Origin of the sequence: Corynebacterium sp. CNCTC7651, from assembly GCF_021496665.1 — a bacterium.
Lineage (GTDB): Bacteria > Actinomycetota > Actinomycetes > Mycobacteriales > Mycobacteriaceae > Corynebacterium.
In genome coordinates this window covers 1,760,156-1,778,786 of sequence record NZ_CP071246.1, presented here as the reverse complement: position 1 = coordinate 1,778,786, position 18,631 = coordinate 1,760,156, and the positions used below count along the sequence as shown (strand labels likewise).

At 66.5% G+C, this 18,631-nt stretch carries 17 protein-coding genes and 2 tRNA genes; 13 read left to right on the top strand and 6 right to left on the bottom strand.

Features of this window, described 5'->3' with window-relative positions; all coding sequences use genetic code 11:
* Position 1 precedes the first annotated feature (1 nt).
* Complete coding sequence (locus JZY91_RS08580; protein WP_234947504.1) at positions 2-1,159, top strand: cystathionine gamma-synthase; 1,158 nt, start codon at positions 2-4, stop codon at positions 1,157-1,159.
* Positions 1,160-1,200: 41 nt separating this feature from the next.
* On the opposite strand, the gene pepN is transcribed toward JZY91_RS08580, so the two are convergent.
* Entirely contained in the window at positions 1,201-3,603 is a 2,403-nt protein-coding gene (gene pepN / locus JZY91_RS08575; protein WP_234947503.1) for an aminopeptidase N, read from the bottom strand.
* A gap of 89 nt (positions 3,604-3,692) precedes the next feature.
* Here pepN and JZY91_RS08570 point away from each other — a divergent pair, with 89 nt between their 5' ends.
* From JZY91_RS08570 to JZY91_RS08560, 3 genes are all read left to right on the top strand, one after another.
* A complete protein-coding gene (locus tag JZY91_RS08570; protein ID WP_234947502.1) occupies positions 3,693-4,319 on the top strand; it encodes a DsbA family protein in 627 nt (208 codons plus the stop codon).
* A 26-nt stretch (positions 4,320-4,345) separates the two neighbouring features.
* On the top strand, positions 4,346-4,819 hold the full coding sequence (locus JZY91_RS08565; protein WP_234947501.1) for a ribose-5-phosphate isomerase: 474 nt from the start codon (positions 4,346-4,348) through the stop codon (positions 4,817-4,819).
* Between the two features lie 74 nt (positions 4,820-4,893).
* Positions 4,894-6,102, top strand: a complete 1,209-nt coding sequence (locus tag JZY91_RS08560; RefSeq protein WP_234947500.1) for an ATP-binding protein — start codon at positions 4,894-4,896, stop codon at positions 6,100-6,102.
* Positions 6,103-6,125: 23 nt separating this feature from the next.
* On the opposite strand, the gene JZY91_RS08555 is transcribed toward JZY91_RS08560, so the two are convergent.
* The 3 genes from JZY91_RS08555 to JZY91_RS08545 are packed head-to-tail and all read right to left on the bottom strand — an operon-like array spanning position 6,126 to position 8,976.
* Positions 6,126-7,232 carry a glycosyltransferase family 2 protein gene (locus tag JZY91_RS08555; RefSeq protein WP_234947499.1) on the bottom strand — a complete coding sequence of 369 codons (1,107 nt, stop codon included), beginning with the start codon at positions 7,230-7,232 and terminating at the stop codon, positions 6,126-6,128.
* A complete protein-coding gene (locus JZY91_RS08550) occupies positions 7,208-8,110 on the bottom strand; it encodes a glycosyltransferase family 1 protein (protein WP_234947498.1) in 903 nt (300 codons plus the stop codon). The genes JZY91_RS08555 and JZY91_RS08550 overlap by 25 nt, the downstream gene beginning before the upstream one ends.
* Entirely contained in the window at positions 8,107-8,976 is an 870-nt protein-coding gene (locus JZY91_RS08545; RefSeq protein ID WP_234947497.1) for a WcbI family polysaccharide biosynthesis putative acetyltransferase, read from the bottom strand. The genes JZY91_RS08550 and JZY91_RS08545 overlap by 4 nt, the downstream gene beginning before the upstream one ends.
* A gap of 64 nt (positions 8,977-9,040) precedes the next feature.
* Here JZY91_RS08545 and JZY91_RS08540 point away from each other — a divergent pair, with 64 nt between their 5' ends.
* Genes JZY91_RS08540 through JZY91_RS08520 form a run of 4 tightly spaced genes read left to right on the top strand, consistent with a single transcriptional unit; the run spans position 9,041 to position 13,717 of the window.
* The gene (locus JZY91_RS08540; RefSeq protein ID WP_234947496.1) at positions 9,041-10,027 is read left to right on the top strand and encodes a glycosyltransferase; all 987 of its coding nucleotides are present in this window, start codon (positions 9,041-9,043) and stop codon (positions 10,025-10,027) included.
* Positions 10,028-10,032: 5 nt separating this feature from the next.
* Positions 10,033-11,121: a glycosyltransferase gene (locus JZY91_RS08535; protein WP_234947495.1), complete on the top strand. Its 1,089-nt coding sequence runs from the start codon at positions 10,033-10,035 to the stop codon at positions 11,119-11,121.
* Between the two features lie 3 nt (positions 11,122-11,124).
* The gene (locus tag JZY91_RS11890; RefSeq protein ID WP_370639209.1) at positions 11,125-12,903 is read left to right on the top strand and encodes a glycosyltransferase; all 1,779 of its coding nucleotides are present in this window, start codon (positions 11,125-11,127) and stop codon (positions 12,901-12,903) included.
* A 10-nt stretch (positions 12,904-12,913) separates the two neighbouring features.
* Positions 12,914-13,717: an N-formylglutamate amidohydrolase gene (locus JZY91_RS08520; protein ID WP_234947494.1), complete on the top strand. Its 804-nt coding sequence runs from the start codon at positions 12,914-12,916 to the stop codon at positions 13,715-13,717.
* Positions 13,718-13,729: 12 nt separating this feature from the next.
* Here JZY91_RS08520 and JZY91_RS08515 read toward each other — a convergent pair whose 3' ends face one another.
* Positions 13,730-14,524 carry a DUF1542 domain-containing protein gene (locus JZY91_RS08515; protein ID WP_234947493.1) on the bottom strand — a complete coding sequence of 265 codons (795 nt, stop codon included), beginning with the start codon at positions 14,522-14,524 and terminating at the stop codon, positions 13,730-13,732.
* Positions 14,525-14,612: 88 nt separating this feature from the next.
* Between JZY91_RS08515 and JZY91_RS08510 the strand changes: the two genes are divergently transcribed.
* The 5 genes from JZY91_RS08510 (at position 14,613) to JZY91_RS08490 (ending at position 17,976) form a co-directional block, all read left to right on the top strand.
* A tRNA-Gly gene (locus JZY91_RS08510) sits at positions 14,613-14,687 on the top strand.
* Between the two features lie 151 nt (positions 14,688-14,838).
* Positions 14,839-14,912, top strand: a tRNA-Pro gene (locus JZY91_RS08505).
* Positions 14,913-14,980: 68 nt separating this feature from the next.
* Positions 14,981-16,429: a trigger factor gene (tig, locus tag JZY91_RS08500; protein ID WP_234947492.1), complete on the top strand. Its 1,449-nt coding sequence runs from the start codon at positions 14,981-14,983 to the stop codon at positions 16,427-16,429.
* Positions 16,430-16,733: 304 nt separating this feature from the next.
* Positions 16,734-17,324 carry an ATP-dependent Clp protease proteolytic subunit gene (locus JZY91_RS08495; RefSeq protein ID WP_234947491.1) on the top strand — a complete coding sequence of 197 codons (591 nt, stop codon included), beginning with the start codon at positions 16,734-16,736 and terminating at the stop codon, positions 17,322-17,324.
* A gap of 31 nt (positions 17,325-17,355) precedes the next feature.
* The gene (locus JZY91_RS08490; RefSeq protein WP_234947490.1) at positions 17,356-17,976 is read left to right on the top strand and encodes an ATP-dependent Clp protease proteolytic subunit; all 621 of its coding nucleotides are present in this window, start codon (positions 17,356-17,358) and stop codon (positions 17,974-17,976) included.
* Between the two features lie 43 nt (positions 17,977-18,019).
* On the opposite strand, the gene JZY91_RS08485 is transcribed toward JZY91_RS08490, so the two are convergent.
* Positions 18,020-18,616: a hypothetical protein gene (locus tag JZY91_RS08485; RefSeq protein ID WP_234947489.1), complete on the bottom strand. Its 597-nt coding sequence runs from the start codon at positions 18,614-18,616 to the stop codon at positions 18,020-18,022.
* Between the last annotated feature and the right edge of the window lie 15 nt (positions 18,617-18,631).

Genomic DNA, 18,631 nt, shown 5'->3' with positions numbered 1-18,631 from the left:
CATGACACACGCATCTCAGACCGGTCAGTCCGGCCCGTCCACGAAGGCCATCCACGCGGGCTACGCTCCGGACAGCCAGTACGGCCCGATCAACACGCCGATCTACGCCTCCACCACCTTTGCCCAGGACGGCCTGGCGAAGCTGCGCGGCGGCTACGAGTACACCCGCGTGGGCAACCCCACCATCACCGCGCTGGAAGAGACGGTGGCGGGCCTGGAGGGTTCGAAGTACGCGGTCGCGTTCGCCTCCGGCATGGCGGCGGTGGACACCGTGCTGCGCATTCTGCTCAAGCCGGGCGACCACATCGTGATCAGCAGCGACGCGTACGGCGGCACCTACCGCCTGATCCAGCAGATCTTCACCCAGTGGGGCGTGGAGAACACGGTGGTGAACATGACCGATACCGCCGCCGTCGCCGCCGCAGTGCAGGACAACACCAAGGTGATCTGGGTGGAGACGCCGACAAACCCGCTGCTGGACATCGTCGACATCGCCGCTATCGCCGAGGTCAAGGCCGGCGCCACGCTGGTGGTGGACAACACGTTCGCCTCCCCGTACCTGCAGCAGCCGTTCACGCACGGCGCGGACGTGGTGCTGCACTCCACCACCAAGTACATCGGCGGCCACTCCGACGTGATCGGCGGCGTGGTCTGCGGCAACGACCCAGAGTTTGAGGAGCACCTGCGCTTCTTCTTCGGCTGGGTCGGCGCGGTGCCCTCGCCGTTTGACACCTACCTCACCGCCCGCGGCCTGAAGACGCTGCCGGTGCGCATGGAGCGCCACTGCGACAACGCGGAGGCCGTCGCCGCATTCCTCGAGCGCCAGGATGCGGTGGCGCGGGTGTGCTACCCGGGCTTGGAATCGCACCCGGGCCACAAGATTGCGAAGAAGCAGATGCGCCGCTTCGGCGGCATGGTCTCCGTGCTCATGCAGACGGAAGAGCAGGCCAAGGCGCTGTGCCTGAACACCGAGTTCTGCCTGGCGGAATCCTTGGGCGGTGTGGAAAGCAGCCTCATCGAGCACCCGGCCACCATGACGCACTTGGCGGTCACGGGCTCGGCGCTCGAGGTGCCGCGCGAGCTGGTGCGCATCTCGGTCGGCATCGAGGATGAGGCGGACCTCATCGCCGACCTCGAGCAGGCGCTCGCGAAGCTGTAACCCCGAGCTAGGGCCGGACATACGGCCCCAGCTCGCAACCGTTACTGCGCGGCGGCGTCCACCGCGCGGTTGCGCACGGCCATTGCCACGCGGTCCTGGCCCTCGGCCAGGATGCGGCGCAGGCCGGCTGGAACGGAATCGTCGTTAAGCAGCGCATTTGCCTTACCGACGGCCGCTTCAGACACGTCCCACAGCGGGTACATGCCTTCGAGGGTGCGCTGCGCCATCTCGTTGGTCAGGCGGTCCCACAGGCCGGGGGCGACGCGGAAGTATTCGTCCGAAAGCCCCTCCAGCCCGGCAGCGTTGAAGTGCAGACCGTCCATGAGGTAGCGGGCCTCCAGGTTGGTCAGGTCCTCGTTGACCAGCTTGTCCCACGCCCAGCGCTTATCCACGGTCGCGCGTGCGCGCAGGCGGGAAATGGCGCCCTCGTTGGAGTCGTCCTGCTCCTCGTCCGCGGCCTCGACCGGAAGCTCACCCGCTGCGATGAGGCTGGTCAGCGCGAGCCAGCGCACCTCCTGGTTGGAGGCCGGCGCGGTCTCCAGCAGCTTCTTAAAGTAGGCGACGGTCTCCTCGTTCGGAGTGACGCGGGCCAGGGCGCGGTCGAAGATGGAGGCCGGCTGGGCGCCGCGGAACGCCTCGTTGAGCAGGTCGAAGCCCTCGCCCTGCCACGCCGGGTCCACGAACTGCTTGACGGCCTGGATGGCCTGGTGCAGCAGGCGCTCCTGCACACTCGGGTGGGTCTCATCCGGCGCGAAACGCGCCACCAGCTGCACGAACTTGCGGGCCGGCAGCAGGCCGTCGCGGGTCGCCTCCCACATGGCGGACCAGCACACGGTGCGCGCCAGCGGATCCTCAATCTCGCCCAGGTGCTCCAGCACGAACTCTTGGTGCTCCGGCGTGAGCCCCATCTTGCAGTAGGTGAGGTCCTCATCGTTCACCAATGCCAGGTCGTGCTCCACACCGGCAAACTCTGGAATCTCGGTGCGCTCGCCCTCGATGTCGGTGCGGAGGTTGTGGGTGCGCTGCACACGACCGTCGATAAGCGAATAAAGCCCGACGCCCACGCGGTGCGTGCGCTGCGTATCGGATTCCTGGACCACGGTGAAGCTGGAGTCCGTGATCTCCGGGTAGAGGCGGGAGACGCCCGTCGTGCGCAGCCACTGGTCGGCCCAGTCGGAGAGGTCGCGGCCGGAGGCCTCCTCGAGCGCGCCGAGCAGGTCGTCGAAGGTGGCGTTGGCGTAAGCGTGGTTGTCAAAGTGCTTGCGCACGCCGGCGAAGAACTCGTCGTAGCCCACGTACGCCTGCAGCTGCTTGAGCACGCTGGCACCCTTGGCGTAGGTGATGCCGTCGAAGTTCTGCTCTGCGGTCTCGATGTCCGGCGCGTCCGCCGCGATCGGGTGAGTGGTGGGGAGCTGGTCCTGGCTGTAGGCCCAGGCCTTCTCAATGGCGGCGAAGGTGACCCACGCGTCCGGGTACTCGCCGATGCCGGTCTGCGCGGTGGCGGCGGACCAGGTGGCGAAGGACTCGTTCAGCCACAGGTCGTCCCACCACTGCATGGTCACCAGGTCGCCGAACCACATGTGGGCCATCTCGTGGAGGATCGTGTCGTTGCGGCGCTCCATGCGGTGCGGGGTCGGCTCGGAGGTGAAGATGTACTCGTCGCGGTACGTCACAGCGCCGACGTGCTCCATCGCGCCCATGTTGTACTCCGGGCAGAAAATCTGGTCGTACTTGTCGCCGAACGGGTAGGAGCGGCCGAAGTTAGCGTGGTAGAAGTCGAAGCCGTCCTTGGTCTGGCGGAACAGGCGCTCCGCGTCCATGTGCTCGATGAGCGACGCGCGGGCGTAGAGGCCCAGCGCGATCTCGCGGCCGTCCTTCTCATCCACGTAGGTGTCGGTGACGTGCTCGTACTCGCCGGCCACAATCGCGATCAGGTAGGTGGACAGCGGGTAGGTGATCTCGGTGGACCAAGTGTTGCCCTCGCGCGTCACTGCCTCATTGAGCACCACGGTGTAGGACTCCGGCGCGACCACGTGCACGTTGTAGGTGGCCTTCAGATCCGGCTGGTCGAAGCAGCCGAACACCTTCATGGCCATCGCCGGCTCGAACTGGGTGTACAGGTAGTCCTTGCCGTCCTTCGGGTCGGTGAACTTGTGCAGGCCCTCGCCGGTGCGGTTGTAGGTGATCGTCGCGTCCACCACCAGCTCGTGGGAGCCCTCGGTGAGGTTGAGCGTGCGGCCGTCGGTCGCCTCGCCGTCCAGGGTCGCCGTGAACTCGTCCGCAACCAGGTCGAAGAACGTCTCGCCAGCCTTGGAATCGAAGGTGACCACGGTGTGGGAGGTGAACTGCTCCTTGCCGTTGACGTCCACGGTGATGTCGTAGTGGACGTTGTCGATCAGCTGCTTGCGTGCTTGCGCGTCTGCGCGAGTGAGGTTGGTCTTCATGCGGACCAACATACCGCCCGCGCCGGTGAGGATTTGAAGGTGCGTCTACAGTGGGGCGCACCTACAACAACCGCAAGAAAGGTAGCACTATGGCTGCGAGCAATGTGACTTTCTACTTCGACGTCTCCTGCCCGTTCTGCTGGCAGACCTCCCGCTGGATCAAGGAGGTGGAGCAGGTCCGCGACATTGAGGTGGAGTGGGTGCCCATGAGCCTTTCCGTGCTTAACGACGGTCGGGATTTGCCCGAATCCTACGCAGCAATGATGGAAGCTAACTGGGGCCCGGCACGGGTGTTTGCCAAGGTGAAGGCAGATGAGCCGGAGAAGGTCGACGAGCTGTACACGGTGATGGGCGAGATGGTCCACGCCCGCGGCGAGGGCGGCAAGCAGGGCTACGGCGCGTACGACGAAATCATCTGCGCCGCGCTGGAGGAGGTCGGCCTGCCGACCACGATCGCTGAGGTGGCGAACACCGAGGCGGCCGATGATCTGCTTCGCGGCTTCCACTCCCGCGCGATGGACGCGGTAGGCGACGAGGTTGGCACCCCGGTGGTTCAGCTCGGCGACACCGCGTTCTTCGGCCCCGTGATCACCCGCGTGCCGCGCGGCGAGGAGGCGGGCGAGCTTTTCGACGCTTCCGTGAAGCTCGCGTCATTCCCGTACTTCTTCGAACTCAAGCGCTCCCGCACCGAGGACCCGCAGATCGAACAGGGCTAGCTTGCCCGCCAGGTAGCATGGTCGGCATGCGTATTTACCTAGGAGCAGACCACGCCGGTTTCGAGCGGAAGAACCAGATCAAGGCGCACCTGGAGTCCAAGGGCTTCGAGGTCACCGACTGCGGCGCCCACGAGTATGACGCGTTGGATGACTACCCGGCCTTCTGCATCGCCGCAGCTGAGGCTGTGGTGGCGGACCCGGGTTCGCTGGGCATCGTGCTCGGCGGCTCCGGCAATGGTGAGCAGATCGCGGCCAACAAGGTCAAGGGTGCACGCTGCGCGCTGGCATGGTCCGTGGAGACCGCGAAGCTGGCACGTGAGCACAACAATGCCCAGCTCATCGGCATCGGCGGGCGCATGCACACCGAGGAGGAAGCGCTGGCGATCGTGGACGCCTTCGTTTCCCAGCCGTGGAGCGAGGAGGAGCGCCACCAGCGCCGCATTGACATCCTCGCCGAGTACGAGAACACCGGCGTCGCCCCAGAGCTTCCGGGCGCGTAACGACGTTCGGGATTTACGACTATGTTCGTAATTCCCGCCTATTCCTTCCCGATTTACGAGTACAGTCGTAAATCGTGAAAATTTTTCCGCGCCCACAGTACCTCGAAGAGCTCAAGGCTGTTGATAGCCCTGACCTCGTTCGACTGATTACTGGCGTGCGCCGTAGCGGCAAGTCGACGCTGCTGCAGCTGTACCGCGAGTATCTGGTGGGCAACGGTGCGGACCCGACTGCAATCCTCACGATCAACTTTGAGGATCTCGCTTTTGACCCGCTGCGGGACGCACACGCATTCCACGAGCACGTTGTGGAAGCAGCGTCTCGCGGGGTGACCCACCTGCATGTGGACGAAGTCCAGGAACTGGACCAGTGGGCCAGGGTGATTAACTCCCTACGAGCTTCCCAAGATCTTGAGATCTGCGTCACCGGGTCCAACGCATCCATGTTTGCGGGGGAGGGGCTGACTTATCTGGCTGGCAGGTACGTGTCCATTGAAGTCTTCCCTCTTTCGCTTCAAGAGTTCAGACAGTTCACGGGCACCGATGATGGTGAGCCGGTGGAGACCTCGTATCAGCGGTGGATGATCACCGGCGGTTTCGCGCGAAGCGTGCTTGCCACGTCACCCGAGCTGACTAGGCAGTTGAACCGCGATCTCTTCGATTCGATCTTCACCCGAGACATCGCGCTAAGAGGTGAGGTCCGCGATACCGCAGTGTTCCTGAAGGTCGCGGCATTTGTCCTTGACAATTCCGGTTCGCCGCTTTCCGCAAACAAAGTCGCGAACACACTGAAGTCTGCAGGAACAGCGGTGAGCACCGACACGGTTGACCGCTATCTCAAGCTCATGGCGGATGCCCACCTCATCTATCGATGCCACCGATACGACACCCGCGGCAGAGGCTGGCTGAAATCAACGCCCAAGTACTACTGGGTCGATGCAGGCCTGCGCGACGCCCTCACTGGGCGCCGCAACACCAATGCTGGCCATGACCTCGAGAATCAGGTGTATCTGGAATTGCTCCGTCAGCGCTACGAGGTGTTCACAGGTGTTGGGCCCGGAGGTGAGATTGACTTTCTCGCCCGCCGCGATGACTCCACCTTATTTATCCAGGTGGCGCTTACGGCTCTGGATGAACGCGTGCTGGAACGTGAGCTTTCCTCATTCGATGGGTTGCCACCGGGTGCGCGTTGCGTCCTCATGACAGGGGACCGGTTCGACTTAGACACCGGCCATGTCGAGCAGGTAAACGCCATTGGTTTTCTCGCGCGCCGGGTCGCGCTGTAAGCCGTGGCCCATATGAACCGCGGCTACCAGCCGGCGAAGTAGCGCTCCAGCTGCAGCGGCCCGGCCACAGGCGTGAGCCCGATGTCCTCCGGCCGCGCCGTCACCGGCTCCAGGCCAAGCGCCGCGGCGCGCCGGGTGCGTAGCATCGTGCCGTCCGGGCACAGCACGTGCTCGGCGGCGCGCAGCGCGTCCATGTCTTGCGGGGCCCAGCCGGCACCGACGGCCACGTGCACGCGAGCGTCCACCGGATCGGTGCCCACCCGCGGGTCCGCGGCGAAGAGCTCCGGCACCTCGGCGACCCGCACGTACGCGCCCACCTTCACCCACTCGGCGATCACGAACTCCAGCACGCCCTCGCCGTCGAGCTCCGGCACGGCCACGCTGACGTCGAAGTTGCTGAAGATCACGCCCTCCGGCCGCGCGAGCGGGTGCGATATGCGCCGCGCCAAGGCCAGCGACTCGGCGTTTTTGACGCGGATGCGCTGGGAGGGATCGTCGTAACGCGAGCCAAAGTCTTCCTCGGGGTGGACCGCAACGGCTAGGGGCTCGTGGACCAGCGTCGCGCCGGCGTTCCACGCGCGGAAGCCGAACTCCCAGTCCTCGCCGCCGTAGCCGACGAAGCTGCCGTCGAAACCGCCGACCTTGTCGAAAAACGCCTTCGAGCAGGTCAACACGGCGGAAATGACGTAGCGCCAGGAAGAGTGGTCGGCGGCGCGGAGGTTGTCGGTGGCCTCCCAAGCATCGGCAAGCCACTGCGGCTCCGAGCGCTGCGCTCCGGTGAGGCGGGTGCCCACGACCACGGCGCGCGGATCGCCCACGATGTGCGGCACCACCGCGGAGAGGTAACCCTGCTCCGGCACTGTGTCCGCGTCGAGGAAGGCGAGGACCTCGCCGCTCGCCGCCGCGGCACCGAGGTTGCGCGCGGCGGCGGCGCGAAAGCCCATGTCCTCTTGCTGCACCAATCGCACGCCGGGGATCTGGGGGAGGGATTCGGAGCCGTCGTCCGCCACGACAATCTCCACCTCGCCCGCGTAATCCTGCGCGCGCACCGCCTCCACCACACGCGCAAGCGAATCCGGCGCGTTGTAGTGGGGGATAACCACGCTTACATCAGGCCAGCGGAATGCCATGCGTCCTCCCATTCGCTCGCGACGTCGGCCCAGCCGTAGCTCGGCGGAGCCAAAACTTCGGGTTCAAAAGCCTCCACGGCGCTGCGCCAATCGCCGCTGACTAGGGTGATGCGGCCGGGCAACCACGCGTCGATCTCGCGGGTGTAGTCCGAATCTTTGGCCAGCACGGTACGGCCGGCGCCCAGCCACGTCATCAGCGACCCGGACGCGGAAAAGTGCCGGTGGGCGCACACGGGCACCTCGATGCGGCCCATCTCCTCGGCCATCTGCGCATCGGTGAGCCAACCGGTGATCTCCGCGTGGCGCGAAAGCTCCTCCGCCCACGCCTCGTGCCCCTTTGACACGGAGCCGAGGAAGCGCAGCCGCCGCCCGCTGCCATCAAGCGCCGCAATCAGGTCCTCGTGCCCTTTGCCGGGGTAGAGGAACCCGAGCACGCCGACGGTCCCGGGCTCCGGGGCAAAGCGGGACTGGATCACCGGAATCGGCAGGCGAATCACCGCCGGGTCGAACCCCTCGAAGAACCGCGCCTCATGCTGCGAGTTCACGCCTACCACGTCCGCCGCCGCAGCCAAGCGCCGGTACGCGCCCGAGCGCCGGGCATAGCGCGCCTCGCCCTCTTCCGGCTGCGGCACGTCGTGGAAGCTCACGGACAGCGGCCGCGCTCCCACCCGGGCAAGCAGCTTTTCGACGGACGCATCCGGGCCCGTTCCAAACAGATGGTCCGTAAACGCCACGTGGATCGGCGCGTCCGGCAGCGGCGCGTCGGTGAACGTCTCCTCCCGCACCACAGCGTCGTCGCCCGCGCCCAGCGCATCCGCGAGCTGCAGCGCGTACGCGGTCACGCCGTGGCCCGCGGGCCCAACGATCAGGTGGATCATGCCGGTACCTCCAGCAAGCCCAGGTTTGCAATGCGCTCAGCGTGGCGCACCAGGCCGTGCTCCACCACGTGGGGCCGGGCGCGGTAGTACTCCAGTTGGGCGTGGGCGATCTCGGAAGCGTCGATAAGCCCGGAGCTCCTGTCGCGCCACGCGTCGCGCGCGGTGAGCCCGGGGCGGTCCGCAACGCCCAGCGCCTCGGCCGCGGCCATGTCCACGGGCGCGTCGAGCTGGCCCAGCATCTCGTAATCCGGCAGCGCGGGGTCCGCATCGATGCCCAGCGCGCGCAGCACACGCGTGGCCAGGACGGCCAGCGTGGCGTTGTCCGGATGGTTGATGGTGTGCCACAGCGGCGCGGTGGCCAGGTAGTCGGACACCACCACGGAACCGTGCGCGCGCTCGCGGATGCTGATCTGCTCCACGGACATCGCGGCGGCGCGGCGCAGCGCCTCGTCCGAGGCCTCCGGGCGCACCGGTGCGTCCAGCCCGCGCGCGGCGGCGGCGAGGATCCGCAGGTCGTGGTACGGCACCACAGGCGGGTTTTCCGACGTGTCCTGCGGGTTGCGGATGATGGCGTGGTAGGGCATGAGCCCGTCGAAACGCATGACCGGCACCACCACGTGCCGCGCGCCGCGGGGGAGGTGCTCGCACATCTGCGCGGTGCCCACCGGCACGCCGCGGTAATCGTTGCGGATCGGCTGGGTGACCAGCACGTCGGTGCGCGCAAGGAGATCGGTGAACCAGCCGAGGTCGGCGGGTTCGATCTCGTGGATCGGTTTGATGCGTTCGGACTCGAATTCGCCGGTGGACATGAGCAGCCGGCGCGTGGATTCGGCCTGGCAATTGCCTACAACCGTGAGGATTGGCATGTGCTCACCCTAGCAACGGGTTAACCCCAGAACTTATTGATGCGCAAACGATTATATTAGTGGGGTGAACTTCAACCGTCGCGCCGTGCGGGTCCTCTCGATCCCGGCAGAACACCCCTATACGCAGGCAATTCGCCCTGCTGGCGTGGCGTATCTCCCGGACCCGGACATTGACGGTAACTGGTGGCCGCACCCCGCGTTCACCGCGAAATATTGGCGCGAGCTGGATCCCGCCCAGCGCCCCGACATCCTGCACGTCCACTTCGGCTTCGAGCACTTTACGACGGCTGAGATCAGCGCCATGGTCGCCGAGCTTCCGGTGCCGCTTGTGGTGACGGTGCACGACATTGACAACCCGCACCTGGAAGACCAGCGCGACCACCATGCGCGCCTGAAGGTGCTGGTGGACGCCGCGGCAGCAACGCTCACGCTCACGGACTGTGCGGCGGCCGCGTTGCGGGAGGACTTCGGGGTGGGTGAAGTGAACGTCGTCAAGCATCCGCGAATTGCTGCGGTGCCGGCGGTGGAGAAGCGCGGCGAGCGTGCGGCGGTGTTTGTGAAGTCCTTGCGCGGCAACGTGGTGGCGGACGCGCAGTTCTACCGCGACATTGCAGCAGAGGTGCCGCTGGATGTGTACGTGCACGATGTGCCTGCGACCGAGGACCTGCGAGAGGGGCTGGACGGCGTGGAGAACCTCGCGCTGCACGTGCACGAGCCGTTCGGCGACGCGGAGCTGCACGCAGCGGTGGCGCGCGCCGGCGCGTGCGTGCTGCCGTACACGCGCGGGACGCATTCCGGATGGTTGGAGATGTGCCGGGACCACGGCACGCCCGTCGCAGTGCCGGATATCGGCTGCTACGCGGGCCAGGCGGACACGCCTGAGGCGGTTGCCGTGTACCCTGCGTGCGACGGGCGCGCGGCGGGCCGCGCAGCGAAAGACCTGGTTGCGCGCGGCGGCGTGGCCTACCACGGGGACCGCGAGGCGCAGCTGCGCGAGGTCCAGGCCGTGCACGCGCGCGTGTACTCCGAGGTTCTCGGGAGCGCACGATGACGGCGATGGCGCAGGACGAGCGCCTGAAGATCGCGTTCATCGGCCCGGCGCGCTACCCAGTGCGCGAGCCCTACGCAGGCGGGCTGGAGGCGTTTTGCCACACCATGGTGAGCGCACTTCGCGGCTTAGGCCACGAAGTGCACTTCTTCGCCGCGGCCGGCTCGGACGGCAACGACAAGAGCTTTGAGCTCCCCGGCGTGGACTGGGGCGACCACCTGGATGACGCGACGGACACCACGTACCCGGAGGGCGGCAAGGAGCGTGAAGACGCGGCTTTTGTGCAGCTCCGCGAACTGCTGGCGCAGGGCAGGTACGACGTGGTGCACAACAACAGCCTGAACCCGCGCATCTTCCCGGAGAGCGCAGACGCGGCGCCGCTGCCGATGGTGACCACGCTGCACACCCCGCAGGTGGATGAACTGCAGGACGCGATCACGAACGCCGGCCCGCGCGCCGGGCGCTTTGTGGCCGTGAGCCACACCACCGCAGAGGATTGGGATCTGCCGGTGGATTCGCTTGTGATCCCGAACGGCGTGAACGTGACCACGTGGCAGCCGGGCCCGGGCGGCACACGCGCGGTGTGGTTCGGCCGCCTCGTGCCGGAGAAAGGCGCGCACATGGCCATGGACGCGTGCCGCGCCGCCGGGATCGAGCTGGTGCTTGCAGGCCGCAACGGGGACCACCACTACTTCCGCGAGGAGATCGCCCCGCGCCTCGCACCCGGTGTTGCCGAATGGCGCGGCGAGATGTCCCACGCGGAGCTGCGCACCCTGGTGGCGAATTGCCAGGTGGCGGTGGTCAGCCCGCGCTGGGAGGAGCCGTTCGGCCTGGTGGCGTTTGAGGCGATGGCGTGCGGCACCCCGGTAGCGGCGTTTGACCGCGGCGGCATGGGGGAGCTTTTGCGCCACGCACCTGTTGCGCTCGCCCCGCCGGACGACATCGAGGCGCTAGCCGCCGCCATCCACCGCGCCCGCGGCATCGACCGCGCGGCGGTGCGTGACTGGGTGGTGTCCAACCATTCGCTGACCCAAACGGCGCGCACCTACGTCGAGCTTTACCGTGAGGTGCACGCGAGCTACCTGCGGGAGGTTTAGGCCGTGACCGGCTTGCACATCGGCATCTACGCCCACCACCACGGCTCCGGCCACATCCAGCGCTGCCGCGAGATCCAGAGAGCGCTGGCCCGCCTCGGCCACACCGCCACCATCCTCTCCACGGACCCGAGCGCGGACGTCACCCTCGCCGACGACGCCGGCCACGGCCACTACGGCCGCGCCATGACGGCGGGCGGCACCCTCCACTACGCCCCGTACGGCAACGAGGGGCTCCGCTCCCGCTTTTCGACGATCGCTTCCTGGACCAACGACAACGCCCCCGACGCTTTCTACGTCGACGTGTCTGTGGAAGTAGGTGTGTTCATCCGGTTGATGGGTGTGCCCGTGATCGCCCATGCCATGCCGGGGCTTCGCGACGACGCCCCGCACCAACTGGGTTACGCCCAGGCGGACGCGCTGATCGCCGCATGGCCCGACTGGGTGCCGGTGCCGGATTTTTTGACGGCGCATGCTGATCGCCTCCACGCCGTCGGCGGCATTTCGCGCCTTACCCCGCTGCTCGGCATCGAGCGCGACCCGCGCCACGTAGTGGTAATGGCCGGCAAGGGCGGCTCCACATGGGAGCCGGAGGACTGGGAGGCCGTCCAGCGCGCCTGCCCGGACTACACGTTCACGTTCCTCACCGGCGACAACCGGGTGGAGGACCCGACGGAGCTGCTCCAGCGCGCCGGTGTGGTGGTGACGGCGGGCGGGCAGAACTCCATCGCGGACATCGCCGTCACCGGCGCACCTGCCATCTTGCTGCCGCAGCCGCGCCCCTTCATTGAACAGAAGCGCAACGCGCTCACCCTCAAGGAGGCCGGCTTGGCGCTGGTGCCGGACACGTTCCCGGACGCCAGCGAGTGGCCGGCGCTCCTCGCCGAGGCGGCCGCACTCAACCCGGACTGGTCCCGCTGGCAAACCGAGGGCGCGGCAGACCGGGCGGCGAAGGTGATCGAGGGGGTTGCTAAGGAGCCGTCGTCAAGCAAGATTGCCCTGGTTACGCTGGCAAACGCCAACCGTGCGGCGCACTTGACGCACCAGGTGAACCTGAAGCCGGAGGGCACGGACCACATCACCGTGGCGCTGGCGGACGCGGATGTGCTGCGCAAGGCGGTGCCGAAGAGCCACGTGGTGGAGCTGGGCGGGGACGGCACGAACCTGGCCGCGGCCCGCAACCTCGCCGCGCGCACCGCGATCGAGCGCGGCGCGGAGACCATCATCTTCCTCGACGCGGACTGCGTGGCCTCCGGCGACCTGGTCACGCACTACGTGCGCGCGCTCGCCGAACACCCCGACGCCGTGGTGGCGGGCCCAGTGACGTACATGAAGGAAGGCGAGCTGCGCACCGTGCGCCCCGACCCGCACCCGGCGCGCCCCAACCCCGCGCCGGGCGAGCTGGTGCTGGCCGACGATTACAACCTGTTCTGGTCGCTTTCCTTCGCCCTGACCGCGGAGACGTGGCGGCGCATCGAGCGCGAGTTCGGCGGCTTCGACACCGCGTACGCGGGCTACGGCGGGGAGGACACCGATTTCGCCTGGCAGCTGCGCGAACACGGCTTTGAGCTGTACTGGGTCGGCGGCGCGCACGCGTTCCACCAGTGGCACCCGGTGAGCTCCCCGCCGTGGGAGCACCTGGACGACATCCTGGCCAACGCCGCCACGTTCCACGCGAAATGGGGGCAGTGGCCGATGGAGGGCTGGCTGCGTGCGTTCGAGGAGGCCGGGGCAATCGCGCTTATCGACGGCACTTGGCAAGCGAAAACTCTCCAGCAGCCCTAATCTTCGGGGCATGTACTCCTACCTCACCATCGACGAGGGCGCGCAGGACTGCCCCGTGATTTTGCACGTTCCGCACGCATCCCGTTACATCCCCGAAGAGGTGGCGGCCGACTTCGTTGCCACGCCGGAGCAGGTCGAGGTGGAGTTGGACCGCGTGACCGACGTGGGCACCGACACCCTCGCCGCGGCGGCGCGCGAGCAGTCTGGGGCCCGCAGCTTCAGCGTGGTTAACGGGCTTTCCCGCCTAGTGGCGGACCCGGGCCGCTTCTACAGCCAGCGCGATTCCATGGACGCCTCCGGCCGCGGGGCGGTCTACACCCGCATGGCCGACGGCGGCCTGCTTCGCCCGCTGGGCTTCGATGATGCGTCGCTGAAGGCCACCTACTTCCACCCGTACAACGATGCGATGGCCAAATTGGTAGGCGACCGCCTGCGCGAGACCGGCGCGGCCGTGATTGTGGACATCCACTCCTATAACAACCAGCCGGAGGAGTACCGGATCCACGCGGGCAAGCTGCTGCCCGACGTCTGCATTGGCACCCACTCCGTCCACTCCCCGGCAATCCTGACCGACACCGCGGCCCGCATCTTCACCGAGGCAGGGTTCAAAGTGGAGCGCAACACCCCGTTCACCGGCGTGTACATCCCCATGGAGTACGAGATGAACGCCCGCGTGCTGGGCATCATGTTCGAGGTGCGCGACGATTTGCTGGAGCCGGGCAGCGAGGCGGCGTCGCGCGCCGCCGCGGCGCTCGCGGAGGTCATTCGCGCCGCCGAGGAGATCGCGGGCATGGAGATGGGCCGCCCGCACTAGGCTCCTGCGGGCTTAAAAGTCGAAGCCCCCGAAGTCGAACCCGCCGCCCCCAAGGTCGCCGCCGAAATCGCCCCCGAAGTCACCGCCGCCCATGTCGCCGGCACCCATATCCCCCATATCGCCAGCGCCCATGTCGCCCATGCCGTCGCCGAAATTGCCGGCCTCAAACTCTGCCGCGGACGGGGTGCCCGCCATGCCGGCGAACATGGCGGAGTAGAACATCATGGAGCTGGCGGCCCACATGCCGGTCATCATCGCCGGCGCCCACCACGCGGTGGAGTACCAGCCGGCCGGGACCGGGCGGCCTGCTACCACGCCGCCCGGGTAGTAGTGCGGCGTCTGCTCCGTCGCGCGCGGCGACGCGGTCACTACCGTGCCGTCCTCTTGGCGCACGGTGCGCTCCTCGGTCACGCGGCCGGCCTGGCGCTGGCCCTCCAGCTCCGGCAGCTGCGGGCCGGCCGGTAGACCCATGATCTCGCGGGCCGCGTTGACGTAGTGCAGACCCTCCAACGCGGACTCGCGCGCCAGCATTGCCTGCTTGACGGTGCGGGCGTCGGCCAGGCCCGCAGATGCGGCGTTGAAGCGCTCGGACGCATCTGCCATGGCCTGGCTCGACGCGGCATCGGTGCCGGAGAGGTTCAGCACCTGGGAACCCAGGCGGTCGGTCCAACGCTTGGCGTCCGCCAACGCGTCGTCAAGCTGCAGCTGCTCCCGCTGCGCGATCTGCTTCCGGGAGCCGCCGGAGCCGCCCGCGGAGAAGAGGAAGTACAGGCCGCCGCAGAGGGCGAGGAGGAGAAGAAGGTTCATGACCCCAAAGCATATACAGCGCGCGGGCCATGAGGTTTTGCCCGCCGGGTACTCGCTGCGCTACAGTTTTCTCCAGCTCTATGCATGTGGGAATGTCGTATAGTGGCTAATACCTCAGCCTTCCAAGCTGAAGACGCGGGTTCGATTCCCGTCATTCCCTCCAAGCTTTTTCGGAGAACCGGTCGCAGCACGCGGCCGGTTTTTCACGTTTCGGGGCCCGTGGCGCGAGCACTCTGCGGGCGTTTTACCCGCCCCTTTATTCCCGTCGTTTTACCGCCCGCTACAATTGGCCGACGTGAGTCACACAGGCTTCACGGGGCGTGGCGCAGTTTGGTAGCGCACCTGCTTTGGGAGCAGGGGGTCGCAGGTTCAAATCCTGTCGCCCCGACGTAGGTAGGCCTCCGGGCCTACCATTTTCAAACTTTAGGCAATCGAGATCACATACAGGAGTAATCCGTGAAGACTTCCGTCGATAAGATCAGCGACACTCGGGTCAAGCTCAACGTCTCTGTCCCGTTCGACGAGCTGGGCAAGGAAATCGACCAGGCGTACGCCGCTATTTCTCAGCAGGTCACCATCCCCGGCTTCCGTCGCGGTAAGGCTCCGCGCCAGCTTATCGACGCTCGTTTTGGCCGTGGCCCGATCCTCGAGCAGGTGGTCAACGACATGCTGCCTACCCGCTACGAGCAGGCGCTTGCAGAGCACGAGCTGAACCCGCTCGGCCAGCCGAAGATTGACATCACCAAGCTCGAGGACAACGACGTTGTCGAGTTCGTGGCTGAGTTCGACGTCCGCCCGGAGATCACCGTGCCGGACTTCTCCGCCATCTCCGTGACCGTGCCGGCCCTCAAGATCGACGAGGATGCGGTTGACGCTGAGCTGGACAACCTGCGTGCACGCTTCGGCGAGCTGAAGGACACCGGCCGCAAGTTGAAGAAGGACGACTTCGCAGTCCTGGACATCCTGGTTGAGATTGACGGCGAGAAGATCGAGGACGCTTCCACCGAGGGCCTGACCTACCAGGTCGGTTCGGATGACCTGATCCCGGGCCTGGACAAGGCCATCAAGGGCCTGAAGACGGGCGAAGAGGCCGAGTTCACCACCACCATCGAGCAGGGCGAGCACAAGGGCGAGGAGGCCACCGTCAAGGTGACGGTCCAGCAGACCAAGGAGCGCAAGCTGCCTGAGCTGGACGATGATTTCGCACAGCTGGCTTCCGAGTTCGACACCGTCGAGGAGCTGCGCGAGAACACCCGCACCATGCTCGAAGAGGACAAGAAGGCGCAGCAGGCTGCGGACATCCGCGATGAGGTGCTGAAGGCAGCCCTCGCACAGGTCGAGTTCGCGCTGCCGGAGTCCATCGTGGATGAGCAGGTGCACACCCAGCAGCACCAGCTGCTCGGCCAGTTCGCGCACGACGAGGCTGCGCTGGCCCAGCTGCTCGAGGCACAGGGCACCACCCGCGAGGAGTTTGACAAGCAGACCCGCGAGCAGGCTGAGGAGTCCGTGCGCACCCAGCTGTTCCTGGATGCTATCGCCGAGCAGGAGGAGCCGGAGGTTTCCCAGGAGGAGCTGACCGACCACATCCTGTTCACCGCGCAGTCCTACGGCATGGATCCGGCACAGTTCGTGTCCCAGCTGCAGCAGTCCGGCCAGATTGCCAACCTGTTCTCCGACGTGCGCCGCGGCAAGGCTCTTGCAGCCGCCATCTCCCGCACCACCGTAACGGACGACGAAGGCAATTCCGTCGACCCGAACGAGTACTTCGGCGAGATCGATGAGGACGTCGAGGAGACCACCGAGGTCGAGGCCGAGGCCCCGGTCGAGGCTGACGCCGTTGAGGCAGAGGCTGACGCCGTCGAGGCTGAGGCAGCTGAGGCGCCGGCAGAGGCTGACGAGCAGTAAAGCGAACGTCGTAAAGTAATCAAGCCCCGGACACCGCCCGCGTGCGGCTGCCGGGGCTTTGTTGCCCCAACCCCCTCCGCCGGCGAAGGAATCCGCAGATTTCCTCGCTGAGCCCCGGGTAATCCCTGGTCGGTGCAATTCCAGGACAATTCTTTCGCCGGGGCACGCCGGAGCGGGACATCGGGCAGGGCTGGAACGGGCTCCGGAGCACCCGTTAGCCGGCAGCGAACGAAGCCGGGTGGCGGGAACGCGCGGGTAGGGTGGGGGCGTTAATGATGCAGGACGAAAAGAAGGAGATAGACATATGACATCGCCGAACGGCATGAACCTGGGTGACTCGGTGTACGAGCGCCTGCTGCGCGAGCGCATTATTTTCCTGGGCCAGGAGGTTGACGATGAAATCGCCAACAAGCTGTGCGCCCAGATCCTGCTGTTGAGCGCGGAGGACCCGACCCGGGACATCTCGCTCTACATCAACTCGCCGGGCGGCTCCGTGACCGCCGGTATGGCGATCTATGACACGATGCGTTACTCCCCGTGCGACATTGCCACCTACGGCATGGGCTTGGCCGCCTCCATGGGCCAGTTCCTGTTGTCCGGCGGCACGAAGGGCAAGCGCTACGCGCTGCCGCACGCGCGGATTATGATGCACCAGCCGTCCGCAGGCGTGGGCGGCACCGCCGCAGACATTGCCATCCAGGCGAAGCAGTTCGCGCAAACCAAGCGCGAGATGGCGGAGCTGATCGCGGAGCACACTGGCCAGAGCTTCGAGCAGATCACCAAGGACTCTGACCGCGACCGCTGGTTCACCGCCCAGGAGGCGAAGGAATACGGCATCGTCGACCACGTCATCGAAGAGGCCGCCCAGGCCGGCGAGCACTCGATCGGCGACTAAGCAGCAGTTACGAGTTAAGGAGAACACAACTATGGCTTTCCAGATGCCCACTTCCCGCTACGTGCTGCCGCAGTTCTTGGAGGAGACCAGCTTCGGCACCAAGCAGATTGACCCGTACGGCAAGCTCTTCGAAGAGCGCATTGTCTTCCTGGGCACCCAGGTGGACGACACGTCTGCGAACGACATCATGGCGCAGCTGCTGGTGCTGGAGTCCCAGGACCCGGACCGCGACATCACGATGTACATTAACTCCCCGGGCGGCTCTTTCACCGCGCTGATGGCGATCTACGACACGATGCAGTACGTCCGCCCAGATGTCCAGACCGTGTGCCTGGGCCAGGCTGCGTCCGCCGCCGCCGTGATTCTGGCTGCCGGTGCGCCGGGTAAGCGCGCAGCGCTGCCGAACTCCCGCGTGCTGATCCACCAGCCGGCCACCGAGGGCACCCGCGGCCAGGTTTCTGACCTGGAGATTCAGGCGGCTGAGATCGAGCGCATGCGCCGCCTGATGGAGGAGACCCTGGCGCACCACACCGGCCGCACCGCTGAGCAGGTCCGCATTGACACGGACCGCGACAAGATCCTCACCGCTCAGGACGCGGTTGAGTACGGCATCATCGACCAGGTCTTCGACTACCGCAAGCTCAACGGCTAAACCCAGCCCCGCCGATAGCCGGGCTCAACGTCCCGGCTAGGCGCTACTGGCAGTACACGACGGCGTTCCGGATTGCTTCCGGGGCGCCGTTAAAGCTATCGCGGTTCCAGCACGCCTGGTTGTCGCGCTCCCCGGTCGGGTCAACGCTGACCCAGCCGGAGCCCTTGGCCACCCAGAAGTACTGCTGGCCGTCCAGCACCGTGCGCGCCCACTCGCGGTTGCAGTAGGTGGCAAACTCGCGGCCGTTCGCCTCAGCCTCATTCGGCCAGGCGCAGGCGGCACCGGGCTCGGGCTCTTGGCGACGGGTGGACTGTTCGGTGATCTCCCGCGTGCTCACGTGCGTAGACGTGCGCGTAATCGTGCGTTCGGACGAGGTCTCAGAGGAATCATCATCCTCATCCTCGGAGGTCTCCGTCTCGGTGTCCTCCGTGTCTTCCTCGTCCTCATTCAGATCCTCTTCGTCCTCGTCGAGCAGGTCTTCGAGGTCCAATTCGAACGTCGGCGTCGGCGTCGTGCTGGTGTAGGGGAAGTCCAGCTCGGGCTCACCCAGCCGAATCTCCTCCTCGGAAGCGCAACCGGCAAGCACCGTCGCGGACGCGACACAGGCGGCGAGGGCTGTCAGAACGCGGTTGCTTCTCACTCGCGTGACTTCCTT